22 protein-coding genes are annotated in these 24,345 nt (G+C 73.3%); 4 read left to right on the forward strand and 18 right to left on the reverse strand.

Translation table 11 applies throughout. The annotated features are described in order from the left end of the window. Positions 1 to 24 precede the first annotated feature (24 nt). Positions 25 to 360, forward strand: coding sequence for a hypothetical protein (locus PUR71_RS30415; protein WP_329930383.1), 336 nt, complete (start codon positions 25 to 27; stop codon positions 358 to 360). Here PUR71_RS30415 and PUR71_RS30420 read toward each other — a convergent pair. The 13 genes from PUR71_RS30420 to PUR71_RS30480 all read right to left on the reverse strand — a co-directional run bounded on the left by PUR71_RS30420 (position 357) and on the right by PUR71_RS30480 (position 13,049). Next, entirely contained in the window at positions 357 to 1,313 is a 957-nt protein-coding gene (locus tag PUR71_RS30420) for a M56 family metallopeptidase (RefSeq protein WP_329930384.1), read from the reverse strand. The genes PUR71_RS30415 and PUR71_RS30420 overlap by 4 nt on opposite strands. Positions 1,314 to 1,316: 3 nt before the next feature. Then, positions 1,317 to 1,739, reverse strand: coding sequence for a BlaI/MecI/CopY family transcriptional regulator (locus tag PUR71_RS30425; RefSeq protein ID WP_329930385.1), 423 nt, complete (start codon positions 1,737 to 1,739; stop codon positions 1,317 to 1,319). Positions 1,740 to 2,006: 267 nt separating this feature from the next. Next, the gene (htpX, locus tag PUR71_RS30430; protein WP_329930386.1) at positions 2,007 to 2,870 is read right to left on the reverse strand and encodes a zinc metalloprotease HtpX; all 864 of its coding nucleotides are present in this window, start codon (positions 2,868 to 2,870) and stop codon (positions 2,007 to 2,009) included. Positions 2,871 to 3,030: 160 nt separating this feature from the next. Next, positions 3,031 to 4,638, reverse strand: a complete 1,608-nt coding sequence (locus PUR71_RS30435) for an NADH-quinone oxidoreductase subunit N (RefSeq protein ID WP_443077623.1) — start codon at positions 4,636 to 4,638, stop codon at positions 3,031 to 3,033. Between the two features lie 13 nt (positions 4,639 to 4,651). Next, positions 4,652 to 6,208: a complex I subunit 4 family protein gene (locus tag PUR71_RS30440; protein WP_329930388.1), complete on the reverse strand. Its 1,557-nt coding sequence runs from the start codon at positions 6,206 to 6,208 to the stop codon at positions 4,652 to 4,654. A gap of 56 nt (positions 6,209 to 6,264) precedes the next feature. Continuing rightward, entirely contained in the window at positions 6,265 to 8,331 is a 2,067-nt protein-coding gene (locus tag PUR71_RS30445) for an NADH-quinone oxidoreductase subunit 5 family protein (protein WP_329930389.1), read from the reverse strand. Next, positions 8,328 to 8,699: an NADH-quinone oxidoreductase subunit NuoK gene (gene nuoK / locus PUR71_RS30450; RefSeq protein ID WP_329930390.1), complete on the reverse strand. Its 372-nt coding sequence runs from the start codon at positions 8,697 to 8,699 to the stop codon at positions 8,328 to 8,330. Before nuoK ends, PUR71_RS30445 begins: the two co-directional genes overlap by 4 nt. Further along, complete coding sequence (locus tag PUR71_RS30455; RefSeq protein WP_329930391.1) at positions 8,699 to 9,403, reverse strand: NADH-quinone oxidoreductase subunit J family protein; 705 nt, start codon at positions 9,401 to 9,403, stop codon at positions 8,699 to 8,701. Before PUR71_RS30455 ends, nuoK begins: the two co-directional genes overlap by 1 nt. Then, a complete protein-coding gene (locus tag PUR71_RS30460; protein ID WP_329930392.1) occupies positions 9,400 to 9,963 on the reverse strand; it encodes a NuoI/complex I 23 kDa subunit family protein in 564 nt (187 codons plus the stop codon). Before PUR71_RS30460 ends, PUR71_RS30455 begins: the two co-directional genes overlap by 4 nt. After that, on the reverse strand, positions 9,960 to 10,919 hold the full coding sequence (gene nuoH / locus PUR71_RS30465; protein ID WP_443077618.1) for an NADH-quinone oxidoreductase subunit NuoH: 960 nt from the start codon (positions 10,917 to 10,919) through the stop codon (positions 9,960 to 9,962). Before nuoH ends, PUR71_RS30460 begins: the two co-directional genes overlap by 4 nt. Beyond that, positions 10,916 to 11,998, reverse strand: a complete 1,083-nt coding sequence (locus PUR71_RS30470; protein ID WP_329930393.1) for an NADH-quinone oxidoreductase subunit C — start codon at positions 11,996 to 11,998, stop codon at positions 10,916 to 10,918. The genes nuoH and PUR71_RS30470 overlap by 4 nt, the downstream gene beginning before the upstream one ends. After that, positions 11,995 to 12,642 (reverse strand): NADH-quinone oxidoreductase subunit B, encoded by a 648-nt coding sequence (locus PUR71_RS30475; protein WP_329930394.1) that lies wholly within the window; start codon positions 12,640 to 12,642, stop codon positions 11,995 to 11,997. Before PUR71_RS30475 ends, PUR71_RS30470 begins: the two co-directional genes overlap by 4 nt. Next, complete coding sequence (locus PUR71_RS30480) at positions 12,633 to 13,049, reverse strand: NADH-quinone oxidoreductase subunit A (RefSeq protein WP_329930395.1); 417 nt, start codon at positions 13,047 to 13,049, stop codon at positions 12,633 to 12,635. The genes PUR71_RS30475 and PUR71_RS30480 overlap by 10 nt, the downstream gene beginning before the upstream one ends. Before the next feature lie 297 nt (positions 13,050 to 13,346). Between PUR71_RS30480 and PUR71_RS30485 the strand changes: the two genes are divergently transcribed. After that, positions 13,347 to 14,570, forward strand: a complete 1,224-nt coding sequence (locus PUR71_RS30485) for a sensor histidine kinase (protein ID WP_443077619.1) — start codon at positions 13,347 to 13,349, stop codon at positions 14,568 to 14,570. A 151-nt stretch (positions 14,571 to 14,721) separates the two neighbouring features. Here PUR71_RS30485 and PUR71_RS30490 read toward each other — a convergent pair whose 3' ends face one another. After that, entirely contained in the window at positions 14,722 to 15,819 is a 1,098-nt protein-coding gene (locus tag PUR71_RS30490) for a S1C family serine protease (RefSeq protein ID WP_443077624.1), read from the reverse strand. Positions 15,820 to 16,028: 209 nt separating this feature from the next. Between PUR71_RS30490 and galE the strand changes: the two genes are divergently transcribed. Then, a complete protein-coding gene (galE, locus tag PUR71_RS30495; protein ID WP_329930397.1) occupies positions 16,029 to 17,015 on the forward strand; it encodes a UDP-glucose 4-epimerase GalE in 987 nt (328 codons plus the stop codon). A 13-nt stretch (positions 17,016 to 17,028) separates the two neighbouring features. On the opposite strand, the gene PUR71_RS30500 is transcribed toward galE, so the two are convergent. Then, complete coding sequence (locus tag PUR71_RS30500) at positions 17,029 to 19,470, reverse strand: outer membrane protein assembly factor BamB family protein (RefSeq protein ID WP_329930398.1); 2,442 nt, start codon at positions 19,468 to 19,470, stop codon at positions 17,029 to 17,031. A gap of 425 nt (positions 19,471 to 19,895) precedes the next feature. On the opposite strand from PUR71_RS30500, the gene PUR71_RS30505 reads away from it, so the two are divergent. Next, complete coding sequence (locus tag PUR71_RS30505; RefSeq protein ID WP_329930399.1) at positions 19,896 to 20,543, forward strand: TetR family transcriptional regulator; 648 nt, start codon at positions 19,896 to 19,898, stop codon at positions 20,541 to 20,543. Positions 20,544 to 20,749: 206 nt separating this feature from the next. Here the strand turns inward: PUR71_RS30505 and PUR71_RS30510 are convergent, their stop codons facing one another. The 3 genes from PUR71_RS30510 to mqnE all read right to left on the reverse strand — a co-directional run bounded on the left by PUR71_RS30510 (position 20,750) and on the right by mqnE (position 24,335). Then, on the reverse strand, positions 20,750 to 21,694 hold the full coding sequence (locus tag PUR71_RS30510; RefSeq protein ID WP_329930400.1) for a beta-ketoacyl-ACP synthase III: 945 nt from the start codon (positions 21,692 to 21,694) through the stop codon (positions 20,750 to 20,752). Between the two features lie 143 nt (positions 21,695 to 21,837). Continuing rightward, complete coding sequence (locus PUR71_RS30515; protein ID WP_329930401.1) at positions 21,838 to 23,046, reverse strand: L,D-transpeptidase family protein; 1,209 nt, start codon at positions 23,044 to 23,046, stop codon at positions 21,838 to 21,840. A gap of 125 nt (positions 23,047 to 23,171) precedes the next feature. Beyond that, complete coding sequence (gene mqnE, locus PUR71_RS30520; protein ID WP_329930402.1) at positions 23,172 to 24,335, reverse strand: aminofutalosine synthase MqnE; 1,164 nt, start codon at positions 24,333 to 24,335, stop codon at positions 23,172 to 23,174. Between the last annotated feature and the right edge of the window lie 10 nt (positions 24,336 to 24,345).

The following is a 24,345-nucleotide window of genomic DNA, read 5'->3' on the forward strand; positions in this document are numbered from 1 at the left end:
ACCCCCGCCAGCCGGGCCGGGTCGGTGACCCGGTGCCCGCGGTGCACGCGGATCTCCTTCCCCGGCGCCTACTTCGACGCCACCACCGGCGCGAAGCTGCTGCGCGACACCCGCGTCCTGGTGGTCGCCGTCCGCGGCGGCGGCTACGGGCCGGGCACCCCGCGCGAGCACCAGGACTTCCAGGTCCCGTACCTGCGGACGTACTTCGGCGACCTCGGCGTCGCGGAGGAGAACCTGCACGTCGTCACCGCCGAGCTCACCCGCGCCGACGACGTGCCCGCGCCGAACGGCCTCCGACCGATCGCCGCGGAGTCGCTCACCCGGGCCGAGGCCGTAGTCGACGCGCTGGCCGCCGCCTAGAGCGGAGTGACGGCCTTCAGGACGACGAGCAGCGCCACGGCGGCGTTGAGCGCGCACAGCGCCGACGCCGCCGTCCCCACCGCGGCGACCATCGCGGCCAGGCCCGCCGGGGTCTTCGCCGGCGGCCAGTTGCGGTCGGACGGCACCGGGCCGAGCAGCGCGGCGACCCGGCGCGGCACCGGACCGGGGGCGGGCACCGGGGCGGCGAAGGCCGCGAAGCCCGGGGCCGGCCCGGGACGCGCGACCAGGGCCGCCCTGGCCACCGCCCGCGCGGTGATCCGCCTGTCCCCCACCGCCTGCGCCGAGTCCTCGTCCGCCCAGCGCTCCGCGCTGAAGGCCACCGCCTCCTGGAGCGGGCGCAGGAACGGGTTGACGTCGGCGGCGAGCCGGGTGGCCAGCAGGTAGCGGTGGTGCCGGTGCACCAGGTGCGCGCGCTCGTGGGCGAACAGCGCCTCGCGCTCGTCCTCGGCCAGGCCCTCCAGCATCCCGGTGGACACCACGACCCGCCCCGGCGAACCCGGCAACGCGTACGCGTACGGGCTGGCGTCCGGCAGCACCGCGAGGTCGGCGTCCGGCCCGGGGCCCGCCGGCAGGCCGTCCAGCGCCCGCCGGGCCCGGGCCCGCACCCGCAGGTGGCGCACCGTCGTCCGCAGGCAGGCCGCCCCGACCAGGACCAGCAGCCACATCGCGGCCGTCCCGACCGTCTCGTGGTACGGCAGCGCGGCCCGCACCTCCGGGTCGGACCAGCTGTCCGGCAGCGGGTTGCCGGGGATCTGCGCGGTGCCGACCACGCCGATCAGGCCCAGGCACAGCACGCTGCACACCGCCAGCACCGCGCTGATCACGGTCATCAGCCGGGCCGCGCCCCGCGGGTGCAGGTGCTGCCCGGTGAGGCGTGCGATCGGCACCGCCGTCAGCGGCAGGATCAGCGGGAGGAAGACGAAGAAGCCCACGGGTCAGCTCTTACGGTCGGCCGCTGCCGGATCGGCGGACACGGAGTCGAGCAGCGCGCGCAGCAACTCCTCGTCGTGCGGGAGCAGGGCGCTCACGAAGCTCGCGAGGACGGCGTCCCGGTCGGCCTCGCCGTCGAGCATCCGGCGCATCCTCAGGGCGGCGAGCCCGGCCGCGTCGGAGGACGCCTGCCAGAGGTAGGAGCGGCCGGAGCGGGTCCGGGAGACGGCGTTCTTGGCGTGCAGCCGGGAGAGGATCGTCATCACGGTGGTGTACGCCAGGCCGCCGTCCAGGCGTTCCTGGACCCAGCCCGCGGTGACCGGGCCGGGTGCACGCTGGAGCACCGCCAGCACCTGGGCCTCCAGCTCGCCCTGGCCGCGTCGCCGGGCGGGGGTCTCCCCGGCCGGGGCGTGCCTCTCGTCTGCCATGACGGCCCACTCCCTCCGGATGCCGCACCCCGGAGCCGGCGGGGCACGCCGCTCATCCTAACGAGCGGAACTCACCGGACGGGTGGCGCCGACCAGTGCTTCGTCGACGACCTGGCCCCCGACCGCGCCTCCCGTGCGGCGGCGCCGGACCCACCCACCTCAACCCACCCCCTCCCAGTCCCCGGAGCGACCACCCCCTCCGCCACCCCGGCGAACCCACCCACCCGAAAGCCCAGCCCCACACACGAGCCCCACCCAACGGAGCCTTCAGCCCCGATACCCCGCCATCCGCTCCAGCCGAGCGATCCGCTCCCCCATGGGCGGATGCGTGGAGAACAGCCGAGCCCCCGCCTCCCCCGGCCGAAACGGACTGGCGATCATCATGTGACTGGCCGTCTGCAACTGCGGCTCCGGCGGCAGCGGCAACCGGCGGGTCCCCGCATCGAGCTTCCGCAAAGCACGGGCCAGCGCCAGCGGATCCCCCGTGATGCGAGCACCGTCCGCATCGGCCTGGTACTCCCGGGACCGGCTGACCGCGAGCTGGATCAGCCCCGCCGCCAGCGGCCCGAGGATCATGATCGCGAGCAGCCCGAACAGGCCGGGCCCGTCGTCGTCCTCGCTGCGTCCGAAGGGGATCAGCCAGGCGAAGTTCACCAGGAACATCACCGCCGAGGCGAGCGCCCCGGCGACCGACGAGATCAGGATGTCCCGGTTGTAGACGTGGCTCAGCTCGTGGCCGAGCACCCCTCGGAGCTCGCGCTCGTCGAGCAACTGCAGGATGCCGTCCGTGCAGCAGACCGCCGCGTTGCGGGGGTTGCGGCCGGTGGCGAAGGCGTTGGGGGCGGGCGTGGGCGAGATGTAGAGCCGGGGCATCGGCTGGCGGGCGGAGGTGGAGAGCTCCCGGACGATCCGGTAGAGCTGCGGCGCCTCGATCTCGCTGACCGGCCGGGCCCGCATGGCCCGCAGCGCGAGCTTGTCGCTGTTCCAGTACGCGTAGGCGTTGGTCCCGACGGCGACCAGCAGGGCGATCACGAGGCCGCTCCGGCCGAAGAAACCGCCGATCACCAGGATCAGCGCCGAGAGGCCACCGAGCAGGACGGCGGTCCTCAGTCCGTTGTGCCGGCGGTGCACGTCAGGCCCTCCAATGGCGCGGTGGGGAAGCCCTTTCTGCCTCGTCCCTCCTGCCCGGTCAACGGGTGGGGCCGGGGACCTTGTTCCCTTGTGACACAGCCGACAGAGGTGGCACCACCCTCACCCCGGAGTGCCCGCCACCCGGCCACCCGCCGACAGGTCAGAACAGACTGCCGCCCGCGACCTGGAGGACGAGCTGCGGAGCGACCGAAAGCACCACGGCCGCCGAAGCGGTGAGCCCCAGGGTCGCCGTCAGGCTGAGCGGAAGCCGACGCCCACCGCCAAGGCCACCCTCACCGAAGGCCTCCCCCTCCGCCACCGGAGCGAACAGCCGAGCCGTCCAGAGCAGGTAGTAGTACAGGGCGATGACCACGTTGACGGCCATGACGACGGCCAGCCACCCCAGCCCGGCGTCGACCGCCGAACGGAACACCACGACCTTGCCGAAGAGCCCGATCACGCCCGGCGGCAGCCCCGCCAGGCAGAGCAGGAAGAAGGCCAGGGCGAGCGCCGTCCAGCGGTTGCGGGCGAACAGCCCACGGAAGTCGTCCACACTGGTCCCGGCCCGCCGCCCGACCGCCGCGACGACGCCGAACGCACCGAGGTTCACGACCCCGTAGATCAGCGCGTAAGCGGCGGTGGCACCCAGCGGATCCGCCGCCGTCGGCGCGTACCCGGCCGCGGCGAGCGGCACCAGCAGGTACCCGGCCTGGCCCACGGAGGACCAGGCCAGCAGCCGGACCGCGCTGTAGCGGGTGTCGAAGCGCTGCCGCAGCGCGCCGACGTTCCCGACGGTCATGGTGACGGCGGCGAGCACCGCGAGCACCAGGCCCCAGGTGTGGGCGTACGGACGGAACGCCACCGTGGTGGCGAGCGCCAGCCCGGAGAGGCCGGCCGCCTTGCCGACGACCGACAGGTAGCCGGCGACCGGCAGCGGTGCGCCCGTGTAGGTGTCGGGCACCCAGAAGTGGAACGGGACGGCCGCCACCTTGAAGGCGAAGCCGACGAGGGTCAGGACGGCACCCGCCTCGGCCAGCGGCTTGAGCTGCGCGGGGGCGTGTTCCAGGCCCTCGGCGACGGCGCCGAGGTGCAGGCTGCCGCTGGCCGCGTAGACGAAGGAGACACCGAGCAGCATCACGGCGGTCGCCGTCACGGAGGAGACGAAGAACTTCAGCGCGGCTTCGGCACCCCGGCCGTCCCGGCGCAGCGCGACCAGCGCGAAGGCCGGCAGCGAGGCGACCTCCAGGGCGATCACCATGGTGGCGAGGTCACGCGAGGCCGGCAGCAGGGCGGCGCCGGTGGCACTGGAGAGCAGCAGGAACCAGTACTCGCCGCCGGGCAGTTTCTCGCTCTCCACGGTGTGCACGGACAGCAGCGCGGCGATCAGCGCGCCGCCGAGGGCGAGCAGCTGGAACACCAGGGCGAAGTGGTCCGCGACGTACGAGCAGCCGGCGTTGTCAGTGGCCCCTGCTACGTTCTGCGCACAGAACGTGGCCCGGGGTGATCCCCCGGTGAGGGGGAGGAGCGAGATGAGCGCGAGGGCGAGTCCGGCCACGGTGAGGCGGCCGAGCCACTTCTTGTGTCGCTCGGGCACGAAGAGGTCGGCGACCAGCACCGCGAGGGCGGCCACGGCGGCGATCAGCGGCGGCGCGATCGCGACCCAGTCGACGGACTGGATCAGGCTGCCCGCGTTGGGTACGGCGAGGGAGGTCACAGTGTGCTGCCCCGTGGAGTGAGGTCCGAGTGCGGCGAGCCGGGCTCCGAGCATGGCGCCGAGCATGTCAGCCACCTCCGAGGAGGTGCTTGACGGCCGGGTCGGAGAGGCCGAGCAGGAGCGCGGGCCAGAGGCCGGCGAGCAGGGTGAGGGCGGCCAGCGGCGTCCAGCTGACGGCCTCGTACGGGCGCAGGTCGGCGAGCTCGGCCACCGGTGCGGGCTGCTTCGGGTCGCCCATGCAGACGCGCTTGACGACGATCAGCAGGTACGCGGCGGTGAGGAGGGTGCCGAGGCCGGCCAGGACCATGTAGGTGACGAAGGCCGGGCGGGACAGGCCCGCCGCCGGGTCGAACGCGCCGAACATGGCGAGCACCTCGCCCCAGAAGCCGGCCAACCCGGGCAGGCCGAGGCTGGCGACGGCGGCGAAGGCGAGCAGGGCACCGATCCGCGGCGCGCGGCCGTAGAGGGCGCCGCCGGTGGTGCCGGACAGGGTGTCGAGGTCCGCCGTGCCGTAGCGGTCCTTGAGCGCTCCGACGAGGAAGAACAACAGGCCGGTGATCAGACCGTGCGCGACGTTGGCGAACAGCGCGCCGTTCACGCCGGCCGGGGTGAGGGAGGCGATGCCCAGCAGGACGAAGCCCATGTGGCCGACGGACGAGTACGCGATGAGGCGCTTGAGGTCGCCCTTGGAGCCGCGGCGGGCGAGCGCGAGGCAGGCCAGCGAGCCGTAGACGATGCCGACGGCGGCGAACGCGCCCAGGTAGGGGGCGAGCGTCGTGGTGCCGTCGGGCACGACCGGGAGCAGGACGCGGACCAGGCCGTAGGTGCCCATCTTCAGCAGCACGCCGGCGAGCAGCACCGAGCCGACCGTCGGGGCGGCGGTGTGCGCGTCGGGGAGCCAGCTGTGCAGCGGCCAGGCCGGGGCCTTGACCGCGAGCCCGATCATGATCGCCAGCGCGGCGGTCACCTGGGTGGTGTGGCTCAGGCCGCTGCCGTGCGCGGCGGCGAGGACCTGCATGTCGAAGGTGCCCGCCTTGCTGCCGACCAGCAGGAAGCCGAGCAGCATCACGGCCGAGCCGAGCAGCGTGTACAGGATGAACCGGTTGGCGGCCGGCACCTTCGCGCCGCTCCCCCACCGGGCGATCAGGAAGTACATCGGGATCAGGACGATCTCGAAGGCCAGGAAGAAGAGCAGGAGGTCCAGCACCGCGAAGGTGGCGAGCATGCCGACTTCGAGCAGGAGGAACAGCCCGACGAACGCCCTCGCCGACGGCACGTCGTCCCCGCCCGGCAGCCGCTTCTCCGAGTACAGCGCACACAGGAAGGTCAGCAGCGCGGTGAGCACGATCAGCGGCAGCGAGACGCCGTCCACGCCGAGGTGGAAGCGCACGTGGATCGCGGGGATCCAGGACACGTCCGTGGTGGCCTGCATGCGGGCGGGCTCGCTGCGGTCGAACCCGGCCGCCAGGGCGAGGCTGAGCAGGAACACCGCGCCGGTGAGCACCGAGTTCAGCCGCAGCGCGCGCCGGTCGGCGACGCCCGCGTCCGGGCCGAACACCGGCGCCAGGGTGAGGGCTGCACCGAGCAGCGGCAGCACCAGGAGGGCGATGAGGACCGCGTTCATCGGGGACTCCTCCGTGCGACGGTCGGGGGGAGGGACAGGACGGGGAACGGCATCCGCTACACCGCCACCAGGACGGCCAGCAGGACGACACCGGCGAGCAGGGCGCTGAGGTAGGTCTGCGCGTTGCCGGTCTGCGCGAGCCGGACGGCCCGGCCGAGCAGGTTGGCACCGATCCCGCTGCCCTGCACGTAGCCCTCGACGACCTCGCGGTCGAGGAAGCGGACCAGCCGGGCCGCGGCGGCCACCGGGCGGACGAACAGCACGGCGTAGAGCCGGTCGACGCCGAAGCCGTGCCGGGCCGGGCCGAACAGCGGGCCGAGCAGGGTGCGCCCGGGGTCGGCGACGATCACCTCGGCGCCCGGGGCCCCGGCCTGCGCGGGCACCCGGCCGAGCGGGGCCCGGGCGGGGCGACCCGCGCCGAGCCGGGCGGTGGCCGAGCGCCAGGCGCCGTACGCCAGCAGCGCGCCGGCCACGGCGAGCCCCGTGCCGGTGACGGCGGTGACGCCCGAGGGCCGCAGCGTGCCGCCGTCGAGCAGGGCGGGCAGCCAGTCGGAGCGCAGCCCGGTGATGCCGAAGGCCATGGTCGGGACGGCCAGCACCCAGAGCGGCCAGCGCATCGCGTGCGGCTCGGCGGTGGCCGGGTCGGCCTCGTCCAGCTCGGGCGAGTACGGCGCGTCGGCCTCGTGGTCGGCCACGACGGTGGCCCGGTCAGCGACGGCCGGGGCCACCACCTCGGGTGCCGCCGCGGCGACACCGGCCGGGCTGTGGAACGCGAGCAGGAAGAGCCGGGTGGCGTAGGCGGCGGTGAGCAGCGCGGTCAGCGCGGCCGAGACCAGCACGATCCAGCCGGCGGCCTGCGGCACGGCCGAGGCGGGGCCGAGGCCGTTGGTCATCGCCTCGCCGTTGGCGGCGTGCTCGGCGGCGCTGAGCACCGCCTCCTTGCTGAAGAAGCCGGAGAACGGCGGCAGTCCGATCAGGGCGACCAGGCCGATGCCCATCGTCCAGTAGGCGTCCGGCACCCGCTTGCGCAGCCCGGGGATCCGGGACATCGCGGAGATCGAGTTGGTGTGCGCGGCGTGGATCACCACGCCGGCGGCCAGGAACAGCAGCGCCTTGAAGGCGCCGTGGCTGACCAGGTGGAACACCGCGGCCTCGCGGTCGCCGCTGGCGAGCGCGCCGGCCATGTAGCCGAGTTGGCCGACGGTCGAGTAGGCGAGCACCCGCTTCAGGTCGTCCTGTGCGAGCGCGCACAGCGCCGAGCCGATCATCGTCACGGCGGCCATGACGGCGAGCACGACGAGGGCCGCGCCCGAGAGCAGGAACACCGGCAGCAGCCGGGCGACGAGATAGATGCCGGCCGCGACCATGGTGGCGGCGTGGATCAGCGCGGAGACCGGCGTCGGGCCGGCCATCGCGTCCGGGAGCCAGGTGTGCAGCGGGAACTGCGCGCTCTTGCCGGCGACCCCGGCGAGCAGCAGCAGCGCGATCAGCGTCGGGTGGCCGAGCTTCCCGTCGGTGGCGGCGGCCAGCACGTCCGGGATGCGGAAACTGTGGGCGTCGGCGCCGAGCAGGAAGATCCCGAACAGGAACGGCACGTCGCCGAGCTTGGTGACCAGGAAGGCCTTCAGCGAGGCCGAGCGGGCGTCCGCGCTCTCCCAGTGGTGGCCGATCAGGAAGTACGAGCAGATGCCCATGACCTCCCAGCCGACCAGCAGGACGATCAGGTCGCCCGAGTACACGACGAGGAACATCGCCGCGGTGAAGAGCGAGACCAGCGCAGCGTACGAGGGGTAGCGCGGGTCCTCCTTCAGGTACGCGGTCGAGTAGACCTGGACGCACGTGGCCACCAGGCCGACCAGCACGGAGATCAGCGAGCTGAAGCCGTCCAGGTGGAGGGCGAGCGCGACGTCCGGGCCGCCGGTCGGGGTGAGCCGGGTGGCGGCGTCGAGCGCCTGGCCGGTGCCGAGCTGGAGCGCGACCACGAGGGCGAGCACGGCCGAGGCGGCGACCGGCACGATGGCGAGCGGCCGGACCAGGCCGGGCGCCTTCTTCCCGGCCGCCAGGGTGGCGGCGGCACCGAGCGCGGGCAGCGCGGGGACGAGGGCGGGCAGGGCGAGGTTCATGCGGTGGCCTGGCCCTTCAGCGCCCCGGCGCCGGCCGGCGCCTCCTCGGCGAGCGTCTCGGCCGGGTCGCCGAGCGCGGTGGCCCGGTCGATGTCCGCGGTGCCCCTGGCCCGGAACAGCAGCAGGACGATGGCGAGCCCGAGGCCGATCTCGGCGGCGGCGATCGTGATGGTGAACAGCGTCAGCGCCTGGCCGGCGTGCAGGGAGTCCCGCAGCCAGGCGTCGAAGGCGACGAGGTTCAGGTTGACGGCGTTGAGCATCAGCTCGACGGAGATCAGGACGAGGACGGCGTTGCGCCGGGCGAGCACGCCGTACACGCCGACGCTGAACAGCAGCGCGGCGAGGACGACGGGGTAGGCGAGGTGCATCAGCTCTCCTCCGTCACGGGCGGGGCGGCCTCCGGGGCGGCGGCCTGCGGCGCGGTTCGCGGAGCGGTCGCGGCGACGGTCCCGTTGGACCCGACCGGCCGCCCGGCGCGCAGCCGGCCGGCCCGCGGCGGCGGCACCCGGCGCTTCGAGCCGCGCGACAGCACGATCGAGCCGACGAGCGCCGCGAGCAGCAGCACGGACAGCGCCTCGAAGGGCAGGACCCACGTGCGGAACAGGCTCGCCCCGGTCGCGGCGGCCGAACCGCCGCCCCCGCCGAGGTCGATCCAGGAAGTGCGGAAGGCGTCGACGACCAGCGTCACGAGCGTCCCGGCGGAGGCCAGCGCGACCACCAGGGCGACCCAGCGGTTCTTCGAGTCGGCGTCCGGCGAGCGCCCGATCGGCGCCTTCGTGAGCATCAGCCCGAACAGCACCAGGACGATCACCGAGCCGAGGTAGATCAGCACCTGCACCCAGGCGATGAACTCGGCGGTGAGCAGCAGGAACTCGATCGCGAGCCCGCCGAGCGCGACCACCAGCCACAGCGCGGCGTGCACCAGCTGCCTGGTGCTCACGGCGACGACGGCCGAGCCGAGCACGGCGATGCCGACCAGCAGGAAGACGATCTCCACGCCGGTCGGCGACAGGAACGAACGGGAGGCCGGTTCCAGCGGACCGGTCGCCGCGAGCAGGGCGAGGGCCTTCACTCGGTCTCACCCTTCTCCTCGGCGGCGAGGGCCGCCGCGGCGGCCGCCGCCAGCTTGTCCGCCGCCTTGCGCGCGGTGGCGATCTCCTTGGGCTCCTCGGCCGCCGGATCCAGCGCGGGCGGCGCCGGGACGGTCCACATCCACTCGCGGAGGCGGTCCCGTTCGTGGGTCAGCTCCAGGATGTCCGTCTCGGCGTACTCGAACTCCGGCGACCAGAAGAGCGCGTCGAACGGGCACACCTCGATGCAGATCCCGCAGTACATGCAGAGCGAGAAGTCGATCGCGAAGCGGTCCAGCACGTTGCGGGTGCGGGCGCGCGCGTTCGGGTCGGCGGCCGGGAGCGTCTCCTTGTGGGAGTCGATGTAGATGCACCAGTCGGGGCACTCGCGCGCGCAGAGCATGCACACCGTGCAGTTCTCCTCCAGCAGCGCGATGACGCCGCGCGAGCGCGGCGGCAGCACCGGCTGCACGTCGGGGTACTGCGCGGTGACGGTCTTCTTCGTCATCGTCCGCAGGGTCACGGCCAGGCCCTTGGCGAGGCCGGCTCCCGGGAAACTCATGAGATCGCCACCTTGATGATGCCGGTGAGGGCGAGCTGGACGAGGGCGAGCGGGATCAGCACGGTCCACGCGAAGCGCATCAGCTGGTCCTCGCGCAGGCGCGGGTAGGTCACCCGCAGCCAGATCACCACGAAGGCCAGCGCGAAGGTCTTCAGCAGGGTCCAGAGCCAGCCGAGCTGGTCCGGCATCGGGCCGTGCCAGCCACCGAGGAACAGCACGGTGGTCAGCCCGGACACCACCAGGATGCCCGCGTACTCGGAGAGCAGGAACAGCGCGAAGCGCAGGCCGGTGTACTCGGTGTACGCGCCGAAGATGATCTCCGAGTCGGCCACCGGCATGTCGAACGGCGGGCGCTGGAGCTCGGCCAGGCCGGCCGTGAAGAACACGAACGCGCCGATGAGCTGCCACGGGAGCCAGTACCACTGCCAGGAGTCGACGATCCCGGGCAGCGACAGCGTACCGGCGGCCATCGCCACCGACGCCGCGGCCAGCACCATCGGCAGCTCGTAGGACATCAGCTGGGCGGCCGTGCGCAGGCCGCCGAGCAGCGAGAACTTGTTCGCCGAGGCCCAGCCGGCCATCAGCTTGCCGATCACGCCGATGCCCATCACGGCCAGTACGAAGAACAGCCCGGCGTCGACCGCCTGGCCGACGAAGCCGTCCGGGCCGACCGGGATCGCCAGCAGCACGAAGAGGTACGGCAGCAGCGAGACGGCGGGCGCCAGCTGGAAGATCCGGCGGTCCGCCCCGGCGGGGACGATGTCCTCCTTCTGCGCGAACTTCACGCCGTCGGCGACGAGCTGCGCCCAGCCGTGGAAGCCGCCGGCGTACATCGGGCCGAGCCGGCCCTGCATGTGCGCCATGACCTTGTGCTCGGTCTGGCCGATGACCAGCGGGAGGACGAGGAAGACGACGAGCGTGGCGACGCAGCGCAGCACCGTGTCGAGCAGGTTCACGTGCCGTCTCCGTCCTGGCCGGCCGGACGGGCCGACGGGTCGTCCTTCTTCTCCGCCTTCTCCGCCGGGGTCTCGGCGGGCGCCTCGGTGGGTTCCGCCACCGACTCCTCGGCGGGCTTCGCGTCGTGCGCGGGCACCGGATTGTGCCAGGGCGCGTCCGACGACCGCGTCCGCGCGGGGGCGGGCCGCTCGGCCTTGGGCTCCTCGGCGGTCTTCGGGGCGTCGGTGGCCTTGGGCTCCTCGGCCGGCTGGCTGACCGAACCGTCGGACACCGACCGCGTCCGCCTGGGCCGGTCGGCCCTGATGGCCGGGGCCTCCCCGGTGACGGCGGCCTCGGCTCCCGCCTGGCTCGCCGAGCCGTCCGACACGGACCGCGTCCGCCTCGGCCGGTCCGCCCGCACGGCCGGGGCCTCACCGGCGGCACCGGCAGCTCCCGCCGCGGCGGCCCGCGGTGTGCGCGCCGCCGCGCCCGCCGCCCGCGCCCCCCGCGCGGGCCGTTCGGCGACCGGCGGCAGGGTGCCCTTGAGCGGGCCCCACTCGTTCGGGTCCGGCACGCCGGCCGGCTGCATCTTGCGCCGCGCCGGCCCGTCGCCGTGGTCGGACTCACCCGGCTCCTTGGCACCCGGCCAGGCCTTGGCGACGCGGGCCGCGAGCACGAACTCCTTGCGCAGCGGGTGCCCCTCGAAGCCGTCCGGAAGCAGCAGCGTGACGAGGTGCGGGTGCCCGGGGAAGTCGATGCCGAACATCTCGTGGGTCTCGCGCTCGTGCCACGCGGCACCGGCGTACACCGGCACGGCCGTCGGCAGGGCGGCCTTGTCCCGCGGCACCCGGGTGCGCAGCGCGAGGTGGCGCACCGCGTGTCCCTCGGCGGAGGCCAGGTGGGCGACCACGGAGAAGCCGTCGGCGAGCTCGTCGACGGCGCTCAGCCAGTCGAAGAAGCCCAGGCCGAGCCCGTCTCGGGCGGCGGTGAGCGCCTCGATCCAGTGCTCGGCGGGCACGTCGACGGTGATCAGCCCGTACGCCTCGGCGCCGGTCGCCCACTGCCCGACCGACGCCGCGTACTGCTCTGCCGTGGTCACGAGACCCCTCCCTCGGCCGCGCCGTCGGCGGACGGCCCCGCCACCAGCGGACGCCGCAGCGCCGACGCGGGCGCGGCGTAGCGGCCGGGCAGCGACTCGGCGGCGATCTTCTCCTGCAGCTTGAGGATGCCCTGGAGCAGCGCCTCGGGCCGCGGCGGGCAGCCGGGCACGTAGACGTCGACCGGGATGATCTGGTCGACGCCCTTGGTCACCGAGTACGAGTCCCAGTACGGACCGCCGGAGTTGGAGCAGGCACCGAAGGAGATGACGTACTTCGGCTCGGGCATCTGCTCGTAGAGGCGCTTGACGGCGGGCGCCATCTTGTCCGTCACCGTGCCCGAGACGATCATCAGGTCGGCCTGCCGGGGGCCGGGCGCGAACGGGATGACACCCATCCGGATGAAGTCGTGCTTGGCCATGGAGGCCGCGATGAACTCGATCGCGCAGCAGGCCAGCCCGAAGTTGAAGCACCAGAGACTGTAGCGGCGTCCCCAGTTGAGGACGACCTTGACCGGGTCCGGCGCGAGCCGGGCCAGCGGGCCGATGCCCCGGCGCTCGACGGCGCCCGGGCGCGACGGGTCCGGGAGGCCGAGCGGGACCGGTCCGCCCGACGCGGCGTGCGGGTGGTTGTGCGTCACGTCCATTCCAGAACGCCCTTCTTCCAGGCGTAGAGCAGCCCGACCGCGAGGAAGCCGATGAAGAGGAACATCTCGACCAGCGTCCCGGCCCCGTACCCGGCGGTGGCGAACACGGTCGCCCACGGGAACAGGTAGATCGCGTCGACCGCGAAGATCACGTACAGGAAGGCGTACACGTAGTAGCGGATCTGGGTGTGCGCCCAGTCCTCGCCCACCGGGTCCACGCCGCACTCGTAGGCCAGGAGCTTCTCCGGCGAGTACACCACCGGGCGCATCAGCCGGTTGGCGGTGAACGCGACGGCGACGAAGAGCACGCCGATGACGGCGAGCAGTCCCATCGCGGCGTACGCGTCGAAGTAGCCGCTGCCGACCGCCGGGTCGGCCGCGTCGGCAACCGCTTGCCGCCACTCCATGCCTTCGCCCTCCACTCGGCCGTGAACCGCCTCGCGGGGCGGGTCCACGTCGCTGTCTTTACACGGTCATAACCATGGCCAATGCGTGAGTCTAAGGGGACTGCTCCGCTCCACCCGAACCCTGCCCGCTCCGCAAGACATCACGCGCACGGCGGGTGGACACCCGTGGACCGCCCGCGGGCGCCCGGGCAGGGGTGGGGATAACCCCCGGCCCAGGAGATGTATCACCCCCATGGCACCACCCGCCCCGTGTTCGGGAAGCTTGGACCACGAGAGCGAGAGGGAGGGTGGATCCTGATGAAGCCCCTGACCCGGCGCGCCGAGGCGGCCGGCACTCAGCAGGACGCGCGGACGGAGCGCGGCCCGCTGTACGGCGCCCGGATGTGGCGGCAGGCCGGGCAGTTGATGCTGAACCTGCCCCTGGGCATCGGCGGGTTCGTCTTCACCGCGGTGATGCTGTCGGTCGGCCTCGGGCTGTCCGTGACGGTGATCGGCCTGCCGCTGTTGGCCGCCGGGCTGGCCGGCTGCCGCGGCCTGGGCGCGCTGGCCCGGCGCCGGGCGCGGTCGGCGCACGGTTCGGGGATCAGCGAGCCGGAGCCGGTGGTCCGGCGCCGCCCGGGGGTCACCGGCTTCGCCATCGCCAACCTGACCGACCTGCTGAACTGGCGCTCGGCGCTGTACAACGTGCTGCTGCTGCCGTGGGGCATCCTGAGCTTCACCGTCACCCTGGTCAGCGTCGTCGTGCTGTGGCCTGTGCTGCCGTGGGTGATCCGCGCCGAGGCGGCGGTGGACCGGATCCTGGTCGAGTCGCTGCTGTTCCCGGGCGCCCTGTCCGAGCGGGTGCGCGAGCTGGAGGAGGACCGCGGCACGGTGATCGACACCGCCGCCGCCGACCTGCGCCGGATCGAACGCGACCTGCACGACGGCGCCCAGGCCCGCCTGGTCGCGCTGGCGATGGACCTCGGCATGGCCAAGGAGCGGCTGCGCGAGGTGGAGACCCCGGCCGACATGGCCGCCGCGGCGTCGATGGTCGACAACGCCCACGGCGAGGTGAAGCTGGCCCTGAGAGAGCTGCGCGACCTGGCCCGCGGCATCCACCCGGCGGTGCTCACCGACCGCGGCCTGGACGCGGCGCTGTCCTCGGTGGCCGCCCGCTGCACCGTCCCCGGCGGGGTCCGGGTGAACGTCGAGCTGCTCGGCCCAGACGGCGTGGCCGAGCGCCCGGACTCGGCGGTCGAGGGCATCGCCTACTTCACGGTCAGCGAGCTGCTGACGAACGTCTCCAAGCACTCCGGCGCGCGGAGCGCCTCGGTGGAGGTCTGGCGCTCCGACGACCAGCTGATGCTGCTGGTCCAGGACGACGGCCGGGGCGGGGCGAGCGCCTACCCGGGCGGTGGCCTGGCCGGGCTGGCCGAGCGGGTCAGGGCGGTGGACGGGGTGTTCCTGGTGGAGAGCCCGGAGGGCGGCCCGACCACCGTCACCGTCGAACTGCCCTGGCGCACCCGCACCGCCCGCCACTGAGCACCCGGGCACGCGAAGGCGCCGGCGCCCCGCCGAGGCAGTGGCGGGACGCCGGCGCCGCTCCGGTGCGGCGCGGCCGGACCGCGCAACCCTTGCGCGGTGCGCGGGACCGGCCGGTGGCCGTACCGGGACCGAGGGGGCCGGCGCGGCCCTAGGAGGTCGTCTCCAGCGTGCCGAGCGTGACGTCGGCGGTCTGCGAGTTGCCGTCCCGGGTGTACGTCACGGTGACCTTCGCGCCCGGCGTGAGTGAGGCGAGGGCCGTGGTCAGGGCGTTCAGCGAGTCGACCGGGGTGTCGCCGATCTTGGTGATGACGTCCCCGGGCTGGAGCCCGGCCGCGGCGGCCGGGCCACTCGCGGTGACCGACACGATGACCGCGCCGGCCGGCTGGAACTGCTGGTCGAAGCTGGTCCGGGCGGTGATGCCGAGCGCGGCCCGGCCGGAGTTGGTGACCTTGCCCTGCTTGATCAGCTGGTTGGTGATGTTGGTGATGGTGGACGCCGGGATCGCGAAGCCGATGCCGGGCGCGGCGGCGCCGTTGGCCTGCGGCTCGGTGGCCGCGAGCGTGTTGATGCCGATCACCTGGCTGTCCAGGTTGACCAACGCGCCGCCACTGTTGCCCGGGTTGATCGCGGCCGAGGTCTGCACCATGTTGCCGATCGTGGCGCCCGGCGATCCGCCGCCCATGGGCTCGGAGACGGTCCGCCCGGTGGCCGAGACGATGCCCTGGGTGACGCTGCTGGAGAGCCCGAGCGGGCTGCCCATGGCGAGCGTGATCTGGCCCAGCTGGACCTTGCCCGAATCCCCGAAGACGGCGGGCTTGAGGCCGCTCGGCGGGCTGCTCAGCCTGATCACCGCGAGGTCGGAGTCGGGGTAGCTGCCGACCAGGCCGGCGTCCAGGGACTTGGTGCTGTTGGCCAGGGTGACGGCGAAGGTGGTCGCGGTCCCGACGACGTGGGCGTTGGTGACGATGTCGCCCTTGTCGTCGTAGACGATCCCCGAGCCGAGGCTGTCGCCGCTGACGATCTGGACCACCGACGGCAGCACCTCGGCGATCACCTTCTGGTAGGCGTCCTGGAGCTGGTTACCGCTGGTGGGCGGGGCCGAGGAACCCGTGGTGGCCGGTGACGAGGCCGCGGAGGAGGAGGCCGGGCCCGACGAGGGGGACTTGGCCGACGACGAACCGCTGCTGCACCCGGCCAGCCCCAGCGCGGCGGCCGTCAGGACCGCGACCGCGCCGGGCGCGCGCAGCCACCCGCGGAACGCCTTGGGTCCGGTCGGCCGCGGACCGGCCGGGAGGGGGCGGTTGTGTTCCTTCTTTCGGCTCACCTTGGCTGCCTCCGATTCGTCACCAGGCCGAGAGCACAGAAATCTTTGTCAGCATTTCACCGATTTGTCCGAATCGTTGGCTGGACTCGCCCGACCACACCGGTCAAAACGGGACGGCCTAGGATCGGGTCATGACCTGGTTGATCACTGGCGGTGCCGGATACATCGGCGGGCACGTGGTCCGTCAGCTGCTCGACGCGGGCGAGAGCGTGGCCGTCCTGGACGACCTCAGCACCGGCGACGCGAGCCGGCTGCCGGCCGACGTCGCGCTCGTCAAGGGCTCCACGCTGGACCGCGCCGTCGTGTCCGCCGCCATCCGCGAGCACGCGGTGACGGGGATCCTGCACTTCGCCGCGAAGAAGCAGGTGGGCGAGTCGGTCGAGCGCCCGTTCCTGTACTACCGCGAGAACATGCTCGGCCTGCAGACCGTCCTGGAGGCCGCCGCCGACGGGGGCGTGCGGCGCTTCCTGTTCTCCTCCTCGGCCGCCGTCTACGGCATGCCGGACGTCGACCTGGTCACCGAGGCCACCCCCTGCGCGCCGATGAACCCGTACGGCGAGACCAAGCTGGCCGGCGAGTGGCTGGTCGCCGCCGCCGGGCGGGCGCACGGCATGTCGACGATCTCGCTGCGGTACTTCAACGTGGCCGGCGCCGGCGCGCCGGAGCTGGCCGACACCGGGGTCTTCAACCTCGTCCCGATGGTCTTCGAGCGCCTCACCACCGGGCGGGCCCCGCGCGTCTTCGGCGCGGACTACCCCACCCCGGACGGCACCTGCGTGCGCGACTACATCCACGTGGCCGACGTCGCGTCGGCCCACGTCGCGGCCGCCCGGCGGCTCGCCGCCGACCCGCCGGGCGACACCGCGCTGGTGCTCAACATCGGCCGCGGCGAGGGCGTCAGCGTCCGCGAGATGCTGGCCCTGATCGGCGAGGTCACCGGGCACGACACCACCCCCGAGGTGACCCCGCGCCGCCCCGGCGACCCGGCCCGGGTGGTGGCCTCCGCCGACCTGATCGGCCGCGAATTGGGCTGGCACGCCCGGTACGACGTCGCCGAGATGGTCGCCTCCGCGTGGGAGGGCTGGTGCCACCACCACCCGGAGGCCCGCAGGGCCTAGGCCCGGGGCCCGGTCAGCGGGCGGGCACCGCCGTCCCGTAGAAGGCGTCCAGCGCGTACACGCAGCGGTCCTTGGAGCCGACGAACACCCGGCCGCCGACCGCCACCGGGGAGCCGGTCAGCTCGCCCTTGGTGCCGAGTTCCCAGCGCAGCTGACCGCTCGCCAGGTCCACCGTGTGCAGCGAGTGGTCCCGGCTGCCGAGGTGGACCAGGCCGTCCGCGACCGCCGGGGAACCGACGATCTCGCCGCGCGCGGTGTAGCGCCAGCGCTCCCGGCCGGTCGCAGCCTCGAACGCGTACAGCACCTCGCCGCTGCCGACCAGCACCATGCCCTCGCCGACCACGACCGGCTCGGCGCCCTGGCGGCTGCCGGTGGCACCGCGCCACCGGTCCCGGCCGGTGGCCGCGTCCAGCGCGTACACCGTGCCCAGGTAGTCGGCGACGTAGACGGCGTCCGCGTCCAGCGCGGGCGGGGTGAAGAGCACCACCGGCGCCTCGAAGCGCCAGCGCTCGACGCCGCTCGCCGCGTCCAGGGCGTACACCCGGGTGCCGGCCGTCACGTACAGCACGCCGCCGCGCTCGACGGGGTGCGACGGGACGTCCTCGCCGACCGGGAAGGACCAGCGCAGGCCCGCGCCGCGCGGGTCGACGCAGCGCAGCCGCCCGGCGCCGTAGTAGTACGCCGCGCCGGCCACCAGGACGGGTCCGGACTGCGGGTTCTCGTAGTCCTGCTGGGCGTCGTCGGCGCGCCACAGCTCGGCGCCGGTGGCGGCCGAACGCAGTTGGACGCCGCCGCCGCGCACGCCGCAACACAGCACGCCGTCGGCGGCGGACAGCGAGTAGACCCAGCCGTCCAGCGAGGTGCGCCAGCGCTCGGTGCCGTCCGCGACGTCCACGGTGTACAGGTGCGGGCCGTCGGCCGCGTGCACCCGGCCGGCGTCCACGGCGAGCGCCCAGGCCACGTCCCGGGTCTTGTAGCGGCGCTGGCCGGAGGCGATGTCCAGCGCGTGCACCTCGAAGGAGGAGACGAACAGGGTGCCGTCGGCGACCACCGGGGTGCCCCAGACGTCGTTGGACATCCGGAACCGCCAGGGCCGCCAGCGCGGCGCCGGAGCCGAGGGCTGGACGGGCGCCGGGAGGGGCGTCCGGGCCGGCGGCGCGGCCGCCCGGCGCACCCACTCGGTCTCGGCCGGCGTGGCGCCGGGGCCGGTCTGCTCGTGCTCGGCCCGCGGCCCGGGGCCTATCCGCACGGACGCGCCGGGCAGCCGCACCTCGGCGCCGCCGTCGGTGGGCGCCCGGTGCTTGTTGGGCGAGCGGATCTTCTCGGTGGCGATCTCGGCCTCCGACGCCTGGCCGGGCCGGACGTGCACCGGACCGAGCGGCGGCGGGGCGTGGCCGCCCGGGTGCTGGGTGCGCGGGTCCTCGACGCCGGGGCGCTGCGTCGGCACGCCCTGGTGCGACGGCTGCCGGTGCGGGACGGGCACCGGCGGCTCGGCCGGGTGCAGCGGCCCGGCGACCGGCGGGGCCACCGGCGGGGCGGGAGGCGCGGGCGGCGCGGCGGGCTGGCGCCGACCGCGCTTGCGCTCGATCAGCTCCAGCGCGTTGGCCGGGAGCCAGTCCCCGGCCTCGCCGGAGGCGTCGTCCCGGGAGAACAGGTGCGGGGCCAGTTCGGCCTGGATCTGCGCCGGGGTGGGCCGGTGCTCGGGCGAGGGCCGCATGCAGGCGCGGACCAGGTCCATCAGCTCGACCGGCATCCCCGAGTAGTCGGGCTGCTCGCGCAGGAGCTGGAACACCGTCTCGACCGGGTTCGAGCCGCGGAAGGGCGGGTGCCCGGTGGCGCAGAAGACCATCAGCGAGCCGAGCGAGAAGACGTCGCTGGCGCCCCGGACGGTCCGGCTGTCGCGGGCCTGCTCGGGCGACATGTACGCGGGGGTGCCGACCGCGACGTTGGTCATGGTGAGCCGGGTGCTGGAGACGCCGGCCGCGATGCCGAAGTCGATCACCTTGGGGCCGTCCTCGACCACCAGGACGTTCGAGGGTTTCAGGTCGCGGTGGATCAGCCCGGCCGCGTGGATGGACTGCAGCGCCTCGGCGATGCCGGCCACCAGCCAGCGGGTGGCGTCCACCGGCAGCGGGCCGCACTCCTCGACCAGGTCCTCCAGGGAGGGCGCCGGGATGTAGGCGGTCGCCAGCCAGGGCACGCGCGCGTCGGCGTCGGCGTCCACGACGGCCGCCGTGTAGAAGCCGCCGACCGTCTTGGCCGCGGCGATCTCGCGCGCGAAGCGGACCCGGAAGAGCTCGTCCTCGGCCAGCTCCCCCCGGACGGTCTTGATGGCCACGCGCCGGCCGGAGGCGGAGCGTGCCAGGTAGACCAGGCCCATCCCGCCCGCGCCGAGCCGCCCCAGCACCTCGAAGGGCCCGATCCGCCTCGGATCGTGCGCCGTCAGCTGGTCCACTCCGCTGCCACCTCCCCGTCCAGGCACCCGCCGCGTGGTGCCGGACCCGATTCTCCATGGCCGCCCGGCCCATCTCCAACCTCCCCCGCCCATGAGCGGCGGGGCTCCGGCGGACGGCACCGTCGGGTCAGTGGTGGCACAACGGCCGGATTCTGACGCCCGCTCCGCCGGTGGCTTGCGCCCGGGCCGTCCGACGCGCTCACCGACCCCATGTCACCCCACCCCGATTTTCGTCACGCTCTGTCACTCGACCACCCCTCAGCGGACTCGCCGTCACGCTGTGAGATCGAAAGCACACGGGGGGGCTACATCGAGACGCGGTGAATATCCGTCCGAAGTGGTTCATGCCCCTATACGAACCCCCGAGCGGAGTAATAGTCGCATCACCGAATCGCGCCAAGATCGTGCCACGGTAAGCTGACGGCATGACAGGACAAGTTCGCACCGTCGACGGTCGCGTCGCCGGGCGACGCGGACAGGAGACGCGGCAGAAGCTGCTCGACTGCCTCCGCGAGATGCTCAGCACGTCGCCCTATCGGGACGTCAAGGTCATCGACGTCGCCCGTATGGCGGGTACCTCCCCCGCGACCTTCTACCAGTACTTCCCGGATGTCGAGGGCGCTGTCCTCGAAATCGCCGAGGAAATGGCCAAGGACGCCGACACCCTCAAAGAGCTGGTGGCCGGAAAGTCCTGGGCAGGGAAGTCCGGACCGACCACTTCGGAAGAACTGGTCGACGGATTCCTCGCCTTCTGGCGCAAGAACGACGCCATTCTCCGAGTGGTCACGCTCGGTGCCGCCGAAGGGGACAAGCGGTTCTTCAAGATCCGCATGACCGTCCTCAACGCGGTCGCCAAGCCGCTCGCGGATGCCGTCAAGGAACTCCAGGCGAAGGGACAGGCCGACAAGTCACTCGATCCCAACGCCGTCTCCGGGGCCCTGGTCTCGCTGCTCGCCTCGGCGGCCGAGCACCAGAAGGCCTTCACCTCCTGGGGCGTCAAGGTCAAGGACCTCAAGCCCAACCTCGCTCCACTGGTGTACCTGGGTGTCACCGGCAAGAAGGCGCCCAAGTAGACCATCCGCTCATCCGACCATCCGCCCGCGCGCAGCCCCGGCCTCCTGTCCGGGGAACGACGGACGGCGGCCGTGTCCTCGGGGGAGGTCCGCCGACGTACCGCAGCGCGCCAGGGCCAGACATGCCGGTGGGCGGGCACCCCTCACACAGGGTGCCCGCCCACCGGCATGTTCCGCTCCAGGTGTCGGACGGTGTCGGTGCCGCCTCAGGGGCAGCGGACCACCTGGCCGGCGTAGGCCAGGCCGCCGCCGAAGCCGAACAGCAGGACCGGGTCGCCGGGCGACAGCTCGCCGCGCTCGACCAGCTTGGAGAATGCCAGCGGGATGGACGCGGCCGAGGTGTTGCCGGACTCCACGACGTCCCGGGCCACCACCGCGTCGGTGACGCCCAGCTTGTTGGCGATCGCGTCGATGATCCGCAGGTTCGCCTGGTGCGGCACGAAGCCCTTCAGCTCGGACGGGTCGATCCCGGCCCGCTCGCAGGCCTGCCGGGCGAGCGGGGCCAGCTGGGTGGTGGCCCAGCGGAAGACCGACTGGCCCTGCTGGCTGATCACCGGGTCCCAGCCGGTGATCACCACGGCGTCGCCCTTCTCCGGCTCGGAGCCCCAGACCACCGGGCCGATGCCCGGCTCGGCGCCGTCCTCCTGGGCCTCGACGACCGCGGCGCCGGCACCGTCGCCGAAGATCACGCAGGTCGAGCGGTCGGTCCAGTCGAGGGTGTCGGACATCCGCTCGGCGCCGATCACCAGCGCCCGGCGGGCCGCGCCGGCCCGGATCGCGTGGTCGACGGTGGCCAGCGCGTACGAGAAGCCGGAACAGACCGTGTTGATGTCGTAGGCGGCCGGAGCCCGGACGCCGAGCCGGGCGGCCACGGCGGCGGCCGTGTTGGGGCTGCGCTCGACGGCGGTGCAGGTGGCGACCACGACGAGGTCGATCTCGTCGGCGGTGCGGCCGCTGCGGGCCAGCGCCTTCTGGGCCGCCTCGGTGGCCATGTCGACGAGGGTCTCGCCCTCGGCGATGTGCCGGGTCCTGATCCCCACCCGGGCGCGGACCCACTCGTCGGTCGTGTCGACGAGCGTCGCCAGGTCGTCGTTGGAGAGGACCTTGGGGGGCTGGTAGTGACCGAGTGCCACGATGCGCGAACCGCTCATGCTGCCATGCAACCGGGTTACCCGCTGGTCAGCCGGGCACCATCGGCTACAGGATCCGCCCCCGTGAACTGTAGGTAGCCGACAAGGGGCGTTGCGGCACTTGGGGTTCCGCTTGGCCCGCGGACGCAGCGGCCCGTCCGGGGTCAGGTCGCCAGCGAGGTCGCGTCGCCCATCACGATCACCGGATGGGCGGCCGGATCCAGGGTGCGGATGAGCTGCGCCATCTTGTCCTCGGGGATGGAGACGCAGCCGTGGGTGGGGCCGTCGTGGTCGACGTGCAGCCAGATGCCGCCGCCCTTGGACTTGCCGTCGGGGCGGCGCGGGTCGAGCGGGGAGGAGCCGGGCACCCGGTTGTAGTTGATCGCCACGACGTAGTCGAACGAGCCGGCCAGCTGGTCGCCGAAGAAGCCCGTCCCGGAGACCACGAAGCTCGGGTCCTTGTCGTACGGGAGCTTGCTGCCGGGGTCGGCGTTGCGGCCGCCGGCGTCGGTGAGGGAGAAGACGCCGATCGGGCTGCGCAGGTCGCCCTCGTTGTGGCTGGTGGTCCAGCCGTTCTTGCCGTTGTGGCCCTGCCAGGTCTCGCCGGCCAGCCAGCGGCCCTCCGGGGTCCGGGTCCACAGCGTCACGCTGTTCTTGTCGGTGTCCTTGCCCTGGCCGGTGGCCACCACGACCTGGTTGGTCTGCGCGGGTATCCGGGCGGTGAAGGACGCGCCGAGGCCGGGTATCGCGGCCACCGAGCCGTCGTCACGGGTCTCGCTCCGGCCGGCGACCGCGGCCTGGTTCTGCCGGTCCGCGGCGGCCTGGGCGGCGGCGGCCGGGGCGGGCCGGTCGGGCGTGCTGACGCCCTCGGGGCCGGGGCCGTCGGCGGTGGTGACGCCCGGCTTGGCGGTGTCCTGGCCGACGGTGTACCAACCCGCGGCGGCCGCGACCAGCAGCGCGGTGCCGGCCATCACGGCCTTGCCGTGGCGCTTCTTCTTCGCCTTGCGGCGGCGGCCGCGGGCGGCCGTCCTGGCGCCCGTGGCGGGGGCCGCTGCGGCCTGCGGCGCGGGCACGGACACGAGGACCGGCTCGGGCTCGTACAGCGGCTCTGGCTCGTAGTACAGCGGCTCCGGTGCCTCGAAGGCCTCCGGCGCCTGCGCGTGCGGCTGGAACGGTTCGTCGTACGCGTCGAAGTACCCGTCAGCAGGCTGCTGGTACGGCTGGTAATGGCCGTACGGCGCCTCGTGGACCGGCTCCTGGTACGGCTCCCGGTACGGCTCGCAGGAGCCGTACGGCGGCTCCTGCGGCTGCTGCGGCACGCCGTACGACGGCTCGTACGGCGGGTACGCGGTGGCGCGATGTGAACCGGACATGGGGCCGATCCTGCCAAACGCCGTACCCGTTGGTAAACCCGGGCGTTGTACGGGAGCTGTGAAGGCGCCCGTCCCCCGGGCCGGCGGTGCGGCCCGGGGGACGGGAACGTACAGGTGGGGGTGGGTCAGAGGCGCATCGCCTGCGGGGTCTCGCGGCGCGTCAGGTCGGGGCCCTCGTACTCGCGGATGACCTCGTAGCGGGTGTTGCGCTCGACCGGGCGGAAGCCGGCGTCGCGGATCAGGCCGAGCAGGTCGTCGCGGCCCAGCTTGTTCGGGGTGCCGAAGTTGTCCGCGTCGTGGGTGATCTTGTACTCGACCACCGAGCCGTCCATGTCGTCCGCGCCGTGGCTGAGCGCCAGCTGGGCGGTGGTGACGCCGTGCATCACCCAGAAGACCTTGACGTGCGGGACGTTGTCGAAGAGCAGCCGGGAGACCGCGAAGGTCTTCAGCGCCTCGGCGCCGGTGGCCATCTCGGTGCGCGCCATCAGGCGGTTGCGCACGACGCCGTCCTTGGAGTCGTGGAAGTCGTGCTGGTAGCGCAGCGGGATGAAGACCTGGAAGCCGCCGGTCTCGTCCTGCAGCTCGCGCAGCCGCAGGACGTGGTCGACGCGGTGGCGGGGCTCCTCGATGTGGCCGTACAGCATGGTGCAGGGCGTCTTCAGGCCCTTGCCGTGCGCCAGGCGGTGGATCCGCGACCAGTCCTCCCAGTGGGTGTCGTGGTCGACGATGTGCTGGCGGACCTCCCAGTCGAAGATCTCCGCGCCGCCGCCGGTCAGCGACTCCAGTCCGGCGTCGATCAGCTCGTCGAGGATCTCGTCCGCGGACAGGCCGCTGATCTTCTCGAACCAGTGGATCTCGGTGGCGGTGAAGGCCTTCAGCGAGACGTTCGGCAGGGCCGCCTTCAGCTCCCGCAGCGAGCGCGGGTAGTAGCGCCAGGGCAGGGTCGGGTGCAGGCCGTTGACGATGTGCAGCTCGGTGAGGGACTCGACCTCCATCGCCTTGGCGAGGCGGACGGCCTCCTCGATGCGCATCGTGTACGCGTCCTTCTCGCCCGGCTTGCGCTGGAACGAGCAGTAGGCGCAGGACGCGCTGCACACGTTGGTCATGTTGAGGTGGCGGTTGACGTTGAAGTGGACGACGTCGCCGTTCTTCCGCGTCCGCACGTGGTGCGCCAGGCCGCCCAGCCAGGCCAGGTCGTCGCTCTCGTAGAGCGCGATCCCGTCCTCGCGGGTCAGCCGCTCACCCGCGTAGACCTTCGCCTCCAGCTCTCGCTTGAGCCCTGCGTCCATGCGGTGACCC

The sequence above is a fragment of the Streptomyces sp. SP17BM10 genome (assembly GCF_036322405.1).
Classification (GTDB): domain Bacteria; phylum Actinomycetota; class Actinomycetes; order Streptomycetales; family Streptomycetaceae; genus Kitasatospora.